Source organism: Marinobacter sp. (assembly GCF_040904845.1).
Classification (GTDB): domain Bacteria; phylum Pseudomonadota; class Gammaproteobacteria; order Pseudomonadales; family Oleiphilaceae; genus Marinobacter.
In genome coordinates, this window is sequence record NZ_JBBDSR010000042.1 from 1 (window position 1) to 15603 (window position 15603).

The window sequence follows — 15603 nt, forward strand, 5'->3', positions numbered from 1 at the left end:
AGTGTGCCGAGAATATTCGCTATCCGCTTCTGGATCAGCAGGGGTGGGAGATTGAGTTCAAATTTCGAGCAATCGCCGACCCGTATGTGGCTCACTACAGAGCCAGAGCCTTCATGCATATTGAATTGATGCTGCAGGTCTCTGGATAGAAACGCATAGACTAAATAGTCCGGATCTAGCACGTTCCTATTGGCTCGGTATTGCATAAGCCTCTGGCCCAAGAAGAGCTTTTCATGGCTTTTTACTATGCCGACCTCTCCAAGCGGTGCCTCGCGGGTCAGCAGAACATCGTTTACACGTACTTCGGCTCTCCGAGTCCATTTTTCGAAAGTGTGTTCAGTGACGAATTTGCAGTCAGCAGTTGAGACCCTTCCTCCCTTCACATTTGGTGTCCTAACCATTTTGTAGGGTGTTGGTTCATTAACGGTGGGTGCGGTTTTATTTACACAGTCGACGATTAATTCGCAAACATCTGAGATTGGAACTCTGCGCCACTCACTCCCCATAACCCAACCCCTCCAAATTCCCCCGAATCACCTTATCCAACGTCTCCCCCTCAGCCATCTGCCGATACAGCGTCTGGCTCAGCTCCGCCATCTTCACCTCAAACGGCACGCCATCATCCTCAATCGCCGCCGCGCCCACGTAGCGGCCGGGGGTGAGCACGTAATCGTTGGCCTTGATATCGTCGAGGGTGACGGCTTTGCAGAAGCCGGGTACATCATCGTAGTCGCCGTCTTTCGCCTCACCGCGCCAAGCGTGGTAGGTGCGGGCGATGTGGGCGACGTCGTCGGGGGTGAGTTCCTTGTGTACGCGGCTGATCATGCTGCCCATATTCCGGGCGTCGATGAACAGGGTTTCGCCTTCGCGGTTGCGGTGGTTGCTGTCGGTGTGGCCGGGGATGGTCTGGGCTTTTTTGTTTTTGGTGACGAACCACAGGCACACCGGAATCTGCGTGGTATAGAACAGCTGGCCGGGTAGGGCGATCATGCAGTCCACCAGGTCGTTTTCGACCATCTTCTGGCGGATGGCGCCTTCGCCCTTGGTGTTGGTGGACATGGAGCCGTTGGCCATCACGAACCCGGCGGTGCCGTGCTCGGACAGCTTGGCGATCATGTGCAGTATCCAGGCGTAGTTGGCGTTGCCGGTGGGCGGTACCTCATAGCCGGCCCAGCGGGGGTCGTCGGTGAGTTCGTCGGTTGCGCGCCACTGGTCCATGTTGAAGGGCGGGTTGGCCATGATGAAGTCCGCCTTCAGGTCCGGGTGCTGGTCCTTGAAGAAGCTGTCAGCCGGTACGTCCCCCAGGTTGCCGGCAATGCCGCGAATGGCGAGGTTCATTTTGGCCAGTTTGTAGGTGGTGGCGGTGTATTCCTGGCCGTAGATGGAGATGTCTTTCTGGTTGCCCTGGTGGCTTTCCACAAACTTGATGGACTGCACGAACATGCCGCCGGAGCCACAACACGGGTCGTAGATCTTGCCCTGGAACGGCTCAATCATCTCTGCCAGCAGGTTAACGATGCATTTTGGTGTATAGAACTCGCCGCCGCCTTTGCCTTCGGTGGCCGCGAATTTACCGAGAAAGTATTCGTACACCCGGCCCACGACGTCCTGCTCCCGGTCTTCCACGGTGTCGATGTTGTCGATAGAGTCGATCAGCGCAGCCAGTTTGCTCACGTCTATGCCCAGGCGGGAAAAGTAGTTGTCCGGCAGGGCACCGCGCAGGGATTTGTTGGTTTTCTCGATAGTCGACAGCGCCGTATCGATTTTCAGGGCGATGTCGTCCTGCTTGGCGTGTTTGCGGATAAAGCTCCAGCGGGCTTCCGGCGGCAGGTAGAACACGTTTTTCATGGCGTAGAATTCTACTCTGTCCACGTAGTCGCCCTGGCCTTCGTCGATCATCGCCTGCTTACGTTCCTCGAATTTGTCACTGACAAATTTCAGGAAGATCAGGCTGAGCACCACGTGTTTGTACTCGGAGGATTCCACCGTGCCGCGCAGTTTGTCGGCGGTGTCCCAGAGGGTCTGTTCGAAGCTTTTGGTGGTTTTTTTGCTTTGGGCTTTGGCCATGGGAATGACTGCATCCTGAGGCAGCAGCTGGGTGGATGCCGCCGGTTGGTCGATTTGCAGGGCATTGTTGCGGTTTGGGGTTGGGCAATCAAGGGGGAAAAGCTGGCATGGGTTTGCTATAGTCGGCAGCTATTTCGTCGAGGTCGCTTTTGTAGGCAAACGCTCCCTCCCGAGTTGCTAACCACGCACGAGAGGATGTATGACAGAATCAACAAAACCCCAAGCCAACACCCTGTTCATTGAAGTATCCGGCTCCGGCCTGCCTGAGGTTGATGGCCTGTATGTGCCCTCTGAGGCACCGCCCACCAAATCCGAATCAGGCGTGGTGTCCACTGCCGGTTACTGGAACGGTAAAATGGCCTGGGATCGCGCCGATGGCAAATCGGCCAGAAGCCCTGCGATTTCCTACTCCAACAGTTATAAATCCTGGCGTATTTGCCGCCTCGATGGCCATCTCGCTTATGAGCTGACCTGCGAGGACGAGCTGCCGCCTACGGATCGTGATTGGAACGTTTACAAGATGGGCGTCGCCCCGGCACCCCAGGTAACCATTCACTATTGTGACCCGCGTGAACCTTGCCCGGAGCCGAACGTGGTCTACGTGCTTGGCGGCCCCGGTGCCGGCAAGGGCACCATGTGTGAACTGGCGGAGATCCAGCTGGGCTGGACACACCTGTCCACCGGTGATCTGTTGCGCGCCGAGCAGGAGGCCGGTGGCCCGACCCAGGAGGTTATCAAGGAGTACATTGCTGCGGGCAAGCTGGTACCGAATGAAATCGTGGTGCGCCTGCTGAAGGACGCCATGGAGCGGACCACCCGAACCACGGGCAAGAGAAACTTTCTGATTGACGGCTTTCCCCGCTCGCTGTCCAACCTGGAAGCCTGGTACGAGGTGTTTGGTCGCGAGGCCGAGCTTCCCACCATGGTGTACTTTGAGTGCCCGTTTGAAGTACTTGAACAGCGTATTCTGGGCCGTGCCAGATACTCCGGCCGGGCGGATGATAATGTCGAGGCGATGAAGCGGAGGTTCGACACGTTCAAAGCGGAGACGCTGCCGACGGTTGAGCTGTTCAAGGAAAAAGACAAGTGCGCTGAAATCGACACCAGCCAGGACCGGGAAGCGGTCTACGCGCTGTTCCGTGACCAGCTCGCCACATACACCGATCCGCAGTTGATGGCGCAGCCGCTGACTGAGAAGGCCGAGATTCTTCTTGGCCTGCGGCCTTATCCGAAAAACGCTTGAGTCAGGACGGTCATGAAACTTCTCAAAGAAATGATCCACCCTGAGCTGAGCAGCCGCGAGGGTCGCGTTCTCCGGCGTCATGCGGCGCGCGGCATCGTGCTCCGGGAGGACAAGATCCTGCTGCTGTTCACCGAGCGCTACAACGATTTCAGTTTGCCCGGCGGCGGTATTGATGAAGGTGAAGAGATTACCGTTGCCCTGGCGCGGGAGCTGGAGGAAGAAACCGGTGCCCGGGATGTTCAGGTAAAAAACCATTACGGCTTTATTGAAGAGTATCGCCCGCACTGGAAGCCGCAATACGACCTGATGCACATGACCTCGCACTTCTTCGTGTGCGATGTTGCGCCCGAATTGGCGGAAGTGCGGATGGAAAGCTACGAGGTTGCCAACGGTATGAGGCCCGCCTGGGTCTCAGTGTCGGAGGCGGTGAGCCACAACCAGAAGGTGATGGCCCGCCAGGAAAAAACCATGGGGCAGTCGATTCAGCGGGAAACCTTCATGCTGGAGAAAATTTCCCGTGAGCTGGTTCTGCAACCGGCTTGAGAAACGGAGAACTGGCGCAACTCAGTGCGCCAGTACCCGTGACAGGAACGCCTGCGTTCGCTCGTTCTGGGGGTTGTCGAACACATCAGCGGGTTTGCCTTCTTCCACAATCTGCCCTTCGTGGATGTAGATCACCCGGTCAGCCACTTCCCGGGCGAAGCCCATTTCGTGGGTAACCACCATCATGGTCATGCCTTCCTTGGCCAGTTCCCGCATGACGTCCAGCACTTCACCGATCATTTCCGGGTCCAGCGCTGAAGTAGGCTCATCAAACAGCATCAGGCGTGGGTCCATGGCCAGTGCCCGGGCGATGGCTACACGTTGCTGCTGGCCACCGGAGAGCTGGCTGGGGTATTTGTCCGCCTGGTTGCCGATACCGACGCGGTTGAGCAGGCGTTCGGCGGTGGCGTTGGCGATCACTTCGGGGGCATTCTTGACCTTCTGCGGGGCCAGCATGATGTTCTTTTTCACCGTCAGGTGAGGGAACAGGTTGAACTGCTGGAACACCATGCCGACTTCCTTGCGGATTTCCGCCAGCGATTTCGGGTTGCCGCTCTTGGGTGCGAGCGGTTGGCTGTCCACCTCGAGCTGTCCGGATTCGAATTCTTCAAGGCCATTGACGCAGCGGATCAGAGTGGACTTGCCGGAGCCGCTGGCACCGATAATGACCACGACTTCGCCCTGCTCGACGGTTAAATCAATTTCTTTGAGGACATGCAGGCTGCCGAAGTATTTGTTCATGCCCTTCATTTTCACAATCTGAGTCATGGGTAACGTTCCTTCAGACAGAAGCCAATCCGCGCCGTTCGACCAGGCGCAGAATCAGGGACAGTGACAGGGTGATGGCCAGGTAGAGAATGGCGACCACAAAGTACACCTCGAAGGCGGTAAAGGTGTTCGCGATGTAGATCTGGCCCTGACGGACCAGTTCACCAACGCCGATCACCGAGAACAGAGAGGTGTCCTTGATGCTGACAATGGCCTGGTTGCCCAGTGGTGGGATCATGCGGCGGAACGCTTGTGGCCAGGTAATGGACCAGAACGTCTGGGTGCGTGACAACCCGAGTGACAGCCCGGCTTCGGTCTGGCCTTTGTCGATGGACTGAACGCCGCCGCGGACGACCTCTGAGATGTAGGCACCTGAGTTCAGCGCGATGGCCGCGATACCGGCGGTCAGGGGGTCAACCGGGGCTCCGATCAGGTCAGGCAGGCCGTAAAAGATGAACAGAACCTGCACGAGTATCGGGGTGCCGCGAAAAATTTCGATGTAGGCCGTGGCTGGCCACTTGAAAAACCACTTTTTGTTGATGCTCAAAAGCCCAAAAATAATGCCCAGGGCAAAGCCGATCACAAGACCGCCGAACGAGATTAACAGGGTGTAGGGGATGCCCTTGATGATAAAGGGTATCGAGTCGATGGCGGCTTGCCAGTCGAACTGAAACTGGAATTCCACGGTAGAGTCTCCGGAGACAGTGGGAATCAGATACGGCCGGGGCTGAGTGCCCCGGCACGGGATATCAGGTCAATAAACGCTCAGACCTTATTCACTTTCCGGCATTTCACCGAACCACTTCTCGTAGATTTCTTTGTAGGTGCCGTCTTCCTTGATGGACGCGAGGGCGTCGTTTACTTCATCCACCCATTCGCTGCCTTTCTTCAGGGCAATGCCATATTGCTGGCCTTCGTACAGATCGCCGACGGCTTTGACCTTCCCTTCACCCTTGGTGCTGGCGAAGTAACCCACGTTAGGGGCATCGTAGAATACCGCGTCGACCGCCCGAGACATCAGTGCCATGTACATGTCAGAGCTGCCTGGGTATGGGGTGACCCCATCGTTTTCATCAAGGGATTTCATCAGGTAGTCGTAGCTGGTGCTGCCGATCTTGGTGCCGATTTTTTTGCCTTCCAGATCAGCTATTTCCTGGACATCGTCGTTACTCGTGCGTACCAGAATGCGCAGGCCGGAATCGTAGTAAGGATCGGAGAAATCAACGATTTCCTGACGCTCGTCGGTAATGGTGATACCGGCGATGGCGATATCCACGTTACCGGTCTGCAGTGCCGGGATGATGCCATTGAAATCCATGGTGTTGAGGTCAATCTCGAACCCGGCGCGGTCAGCTACCTCGCGGATAATCTCCATGTCGAAACCGATCATTTCACCGGTTTCCTGATCCATCATCTCGAAGGGTACGAAGCTGGGGTCGGTCACGACTTTGAGCGTTTCAGCGCTAACGGTTCCCGCAGCCACGGTCATTGCCAGTGTGGTGCCGAGGGTCTTCAGCCATTTCGTGCTCATGCTTTCTCCTTTTCTTTCTTATGAAGCCCCCTTTGCCCGGTAAGGCAGGCCGAAAGCCACGGTTGGTGACGGTGTCTCTCGGGGAGCGTTAATGGAACTGCATCCATTACACTTTAGACCATTAACCGGAGAGGTGCATAAAATCAAATGCTTGGGGAGGCGGAGCTGGGGGCAGGCAGTTGCTGGATTACGGTCCAGTGGACCTAATCCAACCTACGGATTGGTTTAATGCCCGCGGGTCGGATCAGTCATGTAGGTTGGATTAGGCCCAAAGGGCCGTAATCCAACAAGGTGGCAAACATCAAAAAGCGATCTTCTCCCGCTCACTGATGCCCAGGTTTTTCCAGATTGAAAGGCTGGGTTCCACCTGGTTCAGGGTATAGAAATGCAGCCCCGGCGCGCCGGCCCTGAGCAGCTTCTCGCACATCTCGGTGACCACTTCCTCGCCAAACTTGCGGATGGAGTCGCTGTCGTCGCCATAGGCTTCGAGCTGCTTGCGAATCCAGCGCGGAATTTCCGCACCGCACATGTCGGAGAAACGCACCAGGTTGGAGAAATTGACGATGGGCATAATGCCCGGCACCACCGGAATGGTAACGCCCATTTTCTCCAGCCGGTCGATGAAGTAGAAGTAGCTGTCCGCATTGAAGAAGTACTGGGTAATGGCGCTGTTGGCCCCGGCTTCCACTTTGCGGGCAAAGTTCTTCAGATCTTCTTCGGCACTGCGAGCCTGAGGATGAAACTCCGGGTAGGCGGCCACCTCCAGGTTGAAGTGATCGCCACTGTGCTCCCGGATGAACGCCACCAACTCGTTGGCGTAGCGCAGTTCACCGGCTGCCCCCATGCCCGAGGGCAGGTCGCCCCGCAGGGCGACAATGCGGTTGATGCCGTTCTCTTTATACAAATCCAGCAGCTCGCCGATGTCCTGGCGGGTGCCACCCACGCAGGACAGGTGGGGAGCCGTGGAGATGCCCTGTTCATGCAGGCTCAGAACGGTCTCAATGGTGCGGTCCCGGGTAGAACCGCCCGCGCCAAAGGTCACCGAGAAAAAATCCGGATTTACCTTGGCCAGCTGGTTTCGCACGTTCTGCAGTTTTTCCTTGCCCTGATCGGTCTTGGGCGGGAAAAACTCAAAGCTGAAACGGCGCTTGAACTGTGTCTGGGATTCCATCTTGATACCCAATCAGTACTTGTAGGTTTCCGGCTTGTACGGACCTTCGACCGGTACGCCGATGTATTTGGCCTGCTCGGGTGTCATCTTGGTGACTACGCCTCCAAAGCCTTCCACCATGGCGCGGGCCACTTCCTCGTCCAGCTCTTTCGGCAGCACCTGAACGTAAACACCCTTGGCGCGGGCGTCTTCAGGCAGATCGGCGAACTTGCGCTCGAACAGATACATCTGCGCCAGCACCTGGTTGGCGAAGGAACCGTCCATGATCCGTGACGGGTGGCCGGTGGCGTTGCCCAGGTTTACCAGGCGGCCTTCGGACAGCAGGATTAGGTGGTCGTTGGTGGCTTTGTCGCGATACACCACGTGTACCTGCGGTTTGACCTCGTCCCACTCCCAGTTCTTGCGCATGTAGGCGGTGTCGATCTCGTTGTCGAAGTGGCCGATGTTGCACACCACGGCTCCGGTCTTGATCGCCTTGAGCATGTTGGCGTCACACACGTTCATGTTACCGGTGGTGGTTACCAGCAGGTCGGTGTTCTGCAGCAGCGCCTTGTCGATGCCCGCTTCGGTGCCGGTATTCACGCCGTTGAGATAAGGCGAAACCACTTCGAAACCGTCCATGCACGCCTGCATGGCGCAGATCGGATCGGCCTCGGTGATTTTTACGATCATGCCTTCCTGGCGCAGGGAGGCGGCAGAGCCTTTGCCGACGTCACCATATCCGATGACCAGGGCTTTTTTGCCGGCCATCAGGTGGTCGGTGCCGCGCTTAATGGCGTCGTTCAGGCTGTGGCGACAGCCGTACTTGTTGTCGTTCTTGGATTTGGTGACAGCGTCGTTGACGTTGATCGCCGGTACTTTCAGGGTGCCGTCGCGCAGCATTTCCTGCAGGCGATGTACGCCGGTGGTGGTTTCTTCGGTCACGCCGTGGCAGTTGGCCAGGATTTCCGGATACTTTTCGTGGAGCAGGGCGGTCAGATCGCCGCCGTCGTCCAGGATCATGTTGGGTTCCCAGCCGTCGACGTCGGCACCGACGGTGCGTTCGAGGCACCAGTCGTATTCTTCGTCGGTTTCGCCTTTCCACGCAAACACCGGAATGTTCTGTGCGGCGATGGCGGCAGCGGCCTGGTCCTGGGTGGAAAATATGTTGCACGATGACCAGCGCACGCTCGCACCCAGCTCAACCAGGGTTTCGATCAGCACGGCGGTCTGGATGGTCATGTGGATGCAGCCCATGATGTTCGCGCCTTTCAGCGGCTGCTCGGCTTTGTACTTTTCGCGCAGTTTGATCAGCGCGGGCATTTCGCCCTCCGCGATGTTGATTTCTTTGCGGCCCCAGTCGGCCAGGGACATATCGCGTACTTTGTAGTCTTCGAAATTGTTCATTTTTTCTGCTGGAGTGCTCATATTGGTGCTCTCGTGTCAGTGTTTTTTAGCCCCGGAGTTTGATCTCCGGTACCGCTAATTTTGGTGGTGTCGGGAGCCGCGATTATCAGATGCCGGCAGCGTCTTTCAAAACCGAGGCACGATCCGTCTTTTCCCATGGGAACGCGGTGAACGTCTTGCCGCCAACGGTCATCTCCTGCGGCTCGCGACCAAAGTGACCGTAAGCTGCGGTCTGGCGATACATCGGGTGCAGCAGGTCGAGCATGTTGGTGATCGCGTAGGGACGCAGATCGAAGTTCTGGCGCACCAGGTCGATGATCTTGTCGTCGCTGATCTTGCCGGTGCCGAAGGTGTTCAAAGAGATCGAGGTCGGCTGTGCCACGCCGATGGCGTAGGACACCTGGATCTCGCACTTGTCGGCCAGGCCGGCGGCGACGATGTTCTTGGCCACGTAACGGCCAGCGTAGGCAGCGGAACGGTCAACCTTCGAGGGGTCTTTGCCGGAGAAGGCACCGCCACCGTGGCGGGCCATGCCGCCGTAGGTGTCGACGATGATCTTGCGGCCGGTCAGGCCGCAGTCGCCTACGGGGCCGCCGATGACGAACTTGCCGGTCGGGTTGATGTGGAACTGGGTGTCTTTGTGCAGCAGCTCTGCGGGCAGGGCGTGCTTGACGATCAGCTCCATCACCGCTTCTTTCAGATCTTCCTGAGAGACGTCGGGGTCGTGCTGGGTGGACAGCACCACGGCGTCGATGCCAGACACGCGGCCGTTTTCGTAGCGGCAGGTGACCTGGCTTTTCGCATCCGGGCGCAGCCACGGCAGCAGGCCGCTCTTGCGGGCTTCGGCCTGGCGCTGCACCAGGCGGTGCGAGAAGGTGATCGGAGCCGGCATCAGTACGTCGGTTTCGTTGCTGGCGTAGCCGAACATCAGGCCCTGGTCGCCAGCACCCTGATCTTCCGGCTTCTGGCGATCAACGCCCTGGGCAATGTCGACAGACTGTTTGCCGATGATGTTGATGATGCCGCAGGTGGCACCGTCATAGCCCACGTCAGACGAGGTATAGCCGATGTCGGTGATCACGCCCCGTACCAGGTCTTCCAGGTCCACCCAGGCGCTGGTGGTGATTTCACCACCTACGATAGCCACACCGGTGTTTACCATGGTTTCACAGGCAACACGGGCGTGGGGGTCTTCGGTGAGAATGGCATCCAGAACGGCGTCGGAAATCTGATCCGCCAGTTTGTCAGGATGGCCTTCAGAGACCGATTCGGAGGTGAAGATGTTGTAGTCAGCCATAAAGCGTGCCCCTCTGTGAGCGTTTCAATTTCAGACCGGTAAGTGACTTTCTTGAAGTATCTTCCGGTTACCGGTTTGTTGGTTAATGTAAGGATACGTAAAGCTACGTATCTGTATATCAAAACTTATTGATATTGCGATGTTAGTCATCCGTTCTGCCCGCTGCTTTTCCAGAATTCTCGCACCTGTATCTGGAAACCGTTGCGCAGGCCTATAAACAGTTGTTCCCCGGCGACCAGGCCAGCGTCGGCCGCCCAAGCGGTGAGTTCTTCTGGCTCGAAACCCAGCCACAGGTCGCCGCAGTTGGCCTTGGCCCAGTCTTGATCGTGGCTGCACAGGTCGCTGACCACAAAACAGCCGCCGTTGTTCATCAGTGCTGCGGCGTCGAGGAAAATGTCCACCGGGCTGGGAACGTGATGCAACACCATGTTGGCGACGACCAGATCAAAGGCATCACCGCGGGCCAGCAGGTTGTCTGTAACACCTTCGATAAGATCGACATTGTTCAGCCGTTCGTCGATGCAGGTCCGTGTGGCTTTCGCCAGCATGTCGCGGCTGTTATCCAGCGCCACTACGTGGTGACACAAGCGGGCCAGGGTGGGCAGGAACGCGCCTTCACCGGGGCCGATTTCCAATGCGGTGTGCCAGGGGTTCCGGTCAGCCCGTTTGCGAAGTAGGTCGGCAACCGGTTTGGCGTAGAGGTCAAAGGCGGCTATCAACTCCTGCTGCTCGCGAAACTGCTCAGCGTGGCGGGAGAAAAACGCCTGTGACTGGTCCGCCCGCTGGTTGCGGATGGCCTCTATTTTTTCCTTCAGGTGAGATGGCAAGGGCACCCGGTCCACCGCTTCGAACACCTGGCGAATGGTCTGGTCCGTGAGCTTGTCGCTGTCCAGGCTCAGCGGGCGACGGTAGAAAATCGCGTTGCCTTCCCGCTGGGGCTCCAGTAACCCGGCCTTGTGCATCACTTTCAGGTGGTGACTCATGCCGGACTGGCGCATGTCGAATAGCTGGCTCAGCTCCAGCACCCCGAAGGTGTCACGGCGCAGCACACGCAGAATCTCCAGGCGCAACGGGTCCCCGCTCGCTTTATAGATCGGAGCCAGGGCGTCCACGGAGGACGGATCGGCGGCGTGTGTGGTCATGGATGTCATGGTTGGCAAGTTTAGGGGGGTTGGGCTGGTCAATCAATAGGCATATCAAAAAATATTGATATAGATTTACATTTTTTGAAAGGGGCCTGTTTCGGGAAACCCGATTTGCTCCCGCACACACTAATCGGCGAAAATACGCGCCTTATTTTTGAGCAGTTCTATTTTTCCCGATAAACATTGGAGAAACGTCAATGCCGTCTCGTAAAGATCTCGCCAACGCCATTCGCGCGCTGAGCATGGATGCGGTTCAGAAAGCCAAATCCGGCCACCCGGGTGCGCCCATGGGCATGGCGGATATCGCCGAGGTGCTGTGGAACGATTACCTCAGCCACAACCCGGCTAACCCGCAATGGGCCAACCGTGACCGCTTCGTGCTGTCCAACGGTCACGGCTCCATGCTGCAGTATTCGCTGCTGCACCTGAGCGGGTACGACGTTTCCATCGAAGATCTGAAAAACTTTCGTCAGCTGCACTCGAAAACACCGGGCCACCCGGAATACGGGTACACCCCGGGCGTTGAAACCACCACCGGCCCGCTAGGCCAGGGTTTCGCCAATTCCATCGGTTTTGCGCTGGCAGAGAAGGCGATGGCGGCACAGTTCAATCGCCCCGGCCACGATATCGTTGATCACTACACTTACACCTTTCTGGGCGACGGCTGCCTGATGGAAGGCATCTCCCACGAGGTGGCATCCCTGGCCGGTACCCTGGGCCTGGGCAAGCTGATCTGCTTCTACGATGACAACGGCATTTCCATCGACGGTGAAGTGGACGGCTGGTTCACCGACGACACCCCGAAGCGTTTCGAAGCCTACGGCTGGCAGGTTATTCCGGCGGTTGACGGCCACGATGCCGAAGCCATCCGCGCAGCGATTGAAGCGGCTCGTGCCAACACCGACCAGCCCACCATGATCTGCTGCAAGACCATCATCGGCTTCGGCTCTCCCAACAAGCAGGGCAAGGAAGATTGCCATGGCGCGCCGCTGGGCGATGACGAAATTACCCTGACTCGTGAGCAACTGGGCTGGTCCCACGGTGCGTTTGAAGTGCCGTCTGTGATTTACGCCGAGTGGAACGCCAAAGAGAAAGGCGCAGCCGCCGAGAAAGCGTGGGAAGAGACCTTCGCTGCTTACGCCAAAGCGGAGCCGGAACTGGCCGCCGAATTCAAGCGCCGTATGGCCGGCGATCTGCCAGCGGATTTCTCCGAAAAAGCCCAGGCGTACATTCAGGAGTGTCAGGACAAGGGCGAAACCGTCGCCAGCCGCAAGGCGTCCCAGAACACCCTGAACGCCTATGGCCCGATGCTGCCGGAACTGTTGGGTGGTTCTGCCGATCTGGCCGGTTCCAACCTCACTATCTGGGGCGGCTCCAAAGGCGTGACCAAAGAAGACGCCAGCGGCAACTACATCTATTACGGTGTGCGTGAATTCGGCATGGCCGCCATCATGAACGGCATCGCGCTGCACGGCGGCTACGTGCCCTACGGCGCGACCTTCCTGATCTTCATGGAATACTGCCGTAACGCCGTGCGCATGGCGGCGTTGATGAAGCAGCGTTCCATCTACGTGTTCACCCACGACTCCATTGGCCTCGGTGAAGACGGCCCCACGCACCAGCCCATCGAGCAACTGGCCAGCCTGCGCACCACGCCGAACATGAGCACCTGGCGTCCGGCCGACACCGTGGAAACCGCCGTCGCCTGGAAAGCCGCGCTTGAGCGCACCGACGGCCCGACGGCCATGGTCTTCTCCCGTCAGGGTCTGCCGCACCAGCAGCGTGACGCCCAGCAACTGGCCGATGTGGCCAAAGGCGCTTACATCCTGTCCGGCAGCCAAGGCACCCCGGACCTGATCCTGATCGCCACCGGTTCTGAAGTAGGGCTGGCTCAGGACACCGCCGCCAAACTTCGTGAACAGGGCAAAAACGTGCGTGTCGTTTCCATGCCGTCCACCGACACCTTCGACGCGCAAAGTGCCGAGTACAAGCAGAAGGTACTGCCGCTGGAAGTCACCAACCGCATCGCCATCGAAGCCGCCATTGCCGACTTCTGGTACAAGTACGTGGGCCTGGACGGCCGCGTGGTTGGTATGACCACTTTCGGTGAGTCCGCCCCGGCTGGCGAGCTGTTCAAGGAATTCGGCTTCACCGTCGATAACATCCTGGAAGTGGCTGGGGAACTGCTGGAAGCCTGATGAGCAACGCAAAGCCTTTTCGCATCGCAATCAACGGGTATGGCCGCATTGGCCAATGCGTGTTGCGCGCGCTCTACGAAAACGGCTTTCGCGATCAGCTGCAGGTGGTGGCCATCAATGAGCTGTCGGACATCGACACCATTGCGCACCTGACCCGCTACGATTCCACCCATGGCCGATTCCAGGGTGAGATTGCGGTGCAGGGTGACAACCTGATGGTGAATGGCGACGCCATACGCGTGCTGCGACACCCGGACCCGGCGGACCTGCCCTGGCGTCTGCTGGATGTGGATCTGGTACTGGAGTGCTCCGGTGCCTACTCTGACCGGGCGACGGCGGAGAAACACATCGCCGCCGGAGCGCGACGGCTGCTATTTTCCCAGCCTGCGGAATCCGATGTGGATCGTACCGTGGTGTTTGGCATTAACGACCGCGAACTCACGGCTGGCGATACCATCGTTGCGGCGGCTTCCTGCACCACCAATTGCCTGGTACCAGTCATCAAAGCGCTGGATGACGCCCTGGGCGTTGAACAGGGCAGCACCACCACGATCCACGCAGCGATGAACGATCAACCCGTGATCGATGCCTATCATCACCAGGACCTGCGCAGAACCCGAAGCGCGTTGCACAACATCGTTCCGGTGGATACCGGCCTCGCCAAGGGCATAGAACGGTTGCTTCCAGAGATGGAAGGCAAGTTCAGCTCCGTTGCCATGCGCGTGCCGACCATGAACGTCTCGGCCATCGACATGGTGGTCAACGTCCGTGAGCGTACCGACGTAGCGGCGGTTAATACGCTGTTGAAAGCCGCTGCAGACGGCCCTTTGAAAGGCATCCTCGGCTACACCGACGAACTGCTGGCTAGCTCCGACTTCAACCACGACGCCCACTCCGGCATCGTCGACGGCGGCCAAACCCGGGTGACCTCCGGCACCATGGTAAAAGTGTTGTGCTGGTTCGATAACGAGTGGGGCTTCGCCAACCGGATGCTCGATGTCAGCAAAAGTTGGCTAACCAAACATTCTTGATCTGAAATTTTGTGGAAGGGACGAAACACATGGCCATTAAAAAAATGACCGACCTGGACCTCGCCGGCAAGCGGGTACTGATACGCGAAGACCTCAACGTACCGGTCAAAAACGGCAAGGTCTCCAGTGACGCCCGCATTCGCGCGTCACTGCCCACCATCAAAGCCGCGAAAGATGCCGGCGCGAAAGTCATGCTGATGTCACACCTCGGCCGCCCAGAAGAAGGCGTTTATGACGAAGCGGCCTCCATGAAGCCCGTCGCCGACCACCTCACCCAAGTGTTGGGCCAGGAAGTCCGCCTGATCAAGGATTACCTCGACGGCGTTGACGTGGCCGACGGCGAAGTCGTCCTGTTCGAAAACGTCCGCTTCAACAAAGGCGAAAAGAAAGACGACGAAACCCTGGCGAAACAATACGCCGCCCTGTGCGACGTCTACGTCATGGACGCCTTCGGCACCGCCCACCGCGCCCAGGCCTCCACCCACGGTGTCGCCAGATTCGCCCCCGAAGCCTGCGCCGGCCCGCTGCTGGCGGCCGAACTGGACGCCCTCGGCAAAGCCCTCGACAACCCGGCCAAACCGGTCGTGGCCATCGTTGGCGGCTCCAAAGTGTCCACCAAACTGGACGTGCTGAACGCCCTGGAAAACGTCTGCGACCAGATCATCGTCGGCGGCGGCATCGCCAACACCTTTCTGGCGGCTGCCGGCCACCCGGTCGGCAAATCCCTGTGCGAACACGACCTGGTCGACACCGCCAAAGAGATTGCCTCACGCGTGAATATCCCGCTGCCGGTCGACGTGGTGGTTGCCAGCGAATTCGCCGAAACCGCCACCGCCACCACCAAGAACATCTCCGACGTCAGCAGTGAGGACATGATCCTCGACGTTGGCCCGGAAACCGCCGGCCAGTTCGCCGAGCTGTTGAAAAACGCCAAAACCATCCTCTGGAACGGCCCCGTCGGCGTGTTCGAATACGACCAGTTCGGCAACGGCACCAAAACCCTGGCAAACGCCATCGCGGAAAGCGACGCCTTCTCCCTGGCCGGTGGTGGTGATACCGTCGCCGCCGTTGACAAGTACGGCGTGGCTGACAAGATTTCCTACATTTCCACCGGCGGTGGCGCGTTCCTCGAGTTCGTGGAAGGCAAAACCCTGCCGGCCGTAGCTGTGCTCGAAGAGCGCGGCGCATAAACGAAAAGAATTCAACTACCAAACAAACGTCCA

The 15603-nt window shown here is 58.3% G+C and carries 14 protein-coding genes; 5 read left to right on the forward strand and 9 right to left on the reverse strand.

The features are described from left to right. On the reverse strand, positions 1-506 hold a 506-nt coding region (locus WD429_RS04440; protein WP_368420966.1), incomplete at its 3' end, for a restriction endonuclease subunit S. Then, the gene (locus WD429_RS04445) at positions 496-2067 is read right to left on the reverse strand and encodes an N-6 DNA methylase (RefSeq protein ID WP_368420967.1); all 1572 of its coding nucleotides are present in this window, start codon (positions 2065-2067) and stop codon (positions 496-498) included. The genes WD429_RS04445 and WD429_RS04440, both read right to left, overlap by 11 nt. Before the next feature lie 199 nt (positions 2068-2266). On the opposite strand from WD429_RS04445, the gene WD429_RS04450 reads away from it, so the two are divergent. Beyond that, entirely contained in the window at positions 2267-3310 is a 1044-nt protein-coding gene (locus tag WD429_RS04450; RefSeq protein ID WP_368420968.1) for a nucleoside monophosphate kinase, read from the forward strand. A gap of 12 nt (positions 3311-3322) precedes the next feature. Then, the gene (locus WD429_RS04455; RefSeq protein ID WP_368420969.1) at positions 3323-3853 is read left to right on the forward strand and encodes an NUDIX hydrolase; all 531 of its coding nucleotides are present in this window, start codon (positions 3323-3325) and stop codon (positions 3851-3853) included. A 21-nt stretch (positions 3854-3874) separates the two neighbouring features. On the opposite strand, the gene WD429_RS04460 is transcribed toward WD429_RS04455, so the two are convergent. From WD429_RS04460 to WD429_RS04490, 7 genes are all read right to left on the reverse strand, one after another. Beyond that, complete coding sequence (locus WD429_RS04460; RefSeq protein ID WP_368420970.1) at positions 3875-4621, reverse strand: amino acid ABC transporter ATP-binding protein; 747 nt, start codon at positions 4619-4621, stop codon at positions 3875-3877. A 13-nt stretch (positions 4622-4634) separates the two neighbouring features. Next, the gene (locus tag WD429_RS04465) at positions 4635-5306 is read right to left on the reverse strand and encodes an amino acid ABC transporter permease (RefSeq protein ID WP_368420971.1); all 672 of its coding nucleotides are present in this window, start codon (positions 5304-5306) and stop codon (positions 4635-4637) included. A gap of 87 nt (positions 5307-5393) precedes the next feature. Next, positions 5394-6152: a transporter substrate-binding domain-containing protein gene (locus tag WD429_RS04470; RefSeq protein ID WP_368420972.1), complete on the reverse strand. Its 759-nt coding sequence runs from the start codon at positions 6150-6152 to the stop codon at positions 5394-5396. Positions 6153-6453: 301 nt separating this feature from the next. After that, positions 6454-7323: a methylenetetrahydrofolate reductase [NAD(P)H] gene (gene metF, locus WD429_RS04475; protein ID WP_368420973.1), complete on the reverse strand. Its 870-nt coding sequence runs from the start codon at positions 7321-7323 to the stop codon at positions 6454-6456. Positions 7324-7335: 12 nt separating this feature from the next. Beyond that, on the reverse strand, positions 7336-8709 hold the full coding sequence (gene ahcY / locus WD429_RS04480) for an adenosylhomocysteinase (RefSeq protein WP_368420974.1): 1374 nt from the start codon (positions 8707-8709) through the stop codon (positions 7336-7338). Positions 8710-8815: 106 nt separating this feature from the next. Further along, the gene (metK, locus tag WD429_RS04485; RefSeq protein ID WP_368420975.1) at positions 8816-10006 is read right to left on the reverse strand and encodes a methionine adenosyltransferase; all 1191 of its coding nucleotides are present in this window, start codon (positions 10004-10006) and stop codon (positions 8816-8818) included. A gap of 146 nt (positions 10007-10152) precedes the next feature. Then, on the reverse strand, positions 10153-11157 hold the full coding sequence (locus WD429_RS04490; RefSeq protein WP_368420976.1) for a metalloregulator ArsR/SmtB family transcription factor: 1005 nt from the start codon (positions 11155-11157) through the stop codon (positions 10153-10155). 191 nt (positions 11158-11348) lie between these two features. On the opposite strand from WD429_RS04490, the gene tkt reads away from it, so the two are divergent. From tkt to WD429_RS04505, 3 genes are read left to right on the forward strand one after another with little or no spacing between them, the layout of a single operon-like run. Next, positions 11349-13349, forward strand: coding sequence for a transketolase (gene tkt, locus WD429_RS04495; RefSeq protein ID WP_368420977.1), 2001 nt, complete (start codon positions 11349-11351; stop codon positions 13347-13349). Next, positions 13349-14380 carry a type I glyceraldehyde-3-phosphate dehydrogenase gene (gene gap, locus WD429_RS04500; RefSeq protein WP_368420978.1) on the forward strand — a complete coding sequence of 344 codons (1032 nt, stop codon included), beginning with the start codon at positions 13349-13351 and terminating at the stop codon, positions 14378-14380. Before tkt ends, gap begins: the two co-directional genes overlap by 1 nt. A 29-nt stretch (positions 14381-14409) precedes the next feature. Then, positions 14410-15570, forward strand: a complete 1161-nt coding sequence (locus tag WD429_RS04505) for a phosphoglycerate kinase (RefSeq protein WP_368420979.1) — start codon at positions 14410-14412, stop codon at positions 15568-15570. Positions 15571-15603: the final 33 nt, after the last annotated feature.

Coding starts and splice junctions, on each gene's coding strand:
- WD429_RS04505 (WP_368420979.1), top strand. CDS start 14,410: ATGGCCATTAAAAAAATGACCGACCTGGACCTCGCCGGCAAGCGGGTA.
- WD429_RS04490 (WP_368420976.1), bottom strand. CDS start 11,157: ATGACATCCATGACCACACACGCCGCCGATCCGTCCTCCGTGGACGCC.
- metF (WP_368420973.1), bottom strand. CDS start 7,323: ATGGAATCCCAGACACAGTTCAAGCGCCGTTTCAGCTTTGAGTTTTTC.
- tkt (WP_368420977.1), top strand. CDS start 11,349: ATGCCGTCTCGTAAAGATCTCGCCAACGCCATTCGCGCGCTGAGCATG.
- WD429_RS04450 (WP_368420968.1), top strand. CDS start 2,267: ATGACAGAATCAACAAAACCCCAAGCCAACACCCTGTTCATTGAAGTA.
- WD429_RS04455 (WP_368420969.1), top strand. CDS start 3,323: ATGAAACTTCTCAAAGAAATGATCCACCCTGAGCTGAGCAGCCGCGAG.
- WD429_RS04470 (WP_368420972.1), bottom strand. CDS start 6,152: ATGAGCACGAAATGGCTGAAGACCCTCGGCACCACACTGGCAATGACC.
- ahcY (WP_368420974.1), bottom strand. CDS start 8,709: ATGAACAATTTCGAAGACTACAAAGTACGCGATATGTCCCTGGCCGAC.
- metK (WP_368420975.1), bottom strand. CDS start 10,006: ATGGCTGACTACAACATCTTCACCTCCGAATCGGTCTCTGAAGGCCAT.
- gap (WP_368420978.1), top strand. CDS start 13,349: ATGAGCAACGCAAAGCCTTTTCGCATCGCAATCAACGGGTATGGCCGC.
- WD429_RS04445 (WP_368420967.1), bottom strand. CDS start 2,067: ATGGCCAAAGCCCAAAGCAAAAAAACCACCAAAAGCTTCGAACAGACC.
- WD429_RS04460 (WP_368420970.1), bottom strand. CDS start 4,621: ATGACTCAGATTGTGAAAATGAAGGGCATGAACAAATACTTCGGCAGC.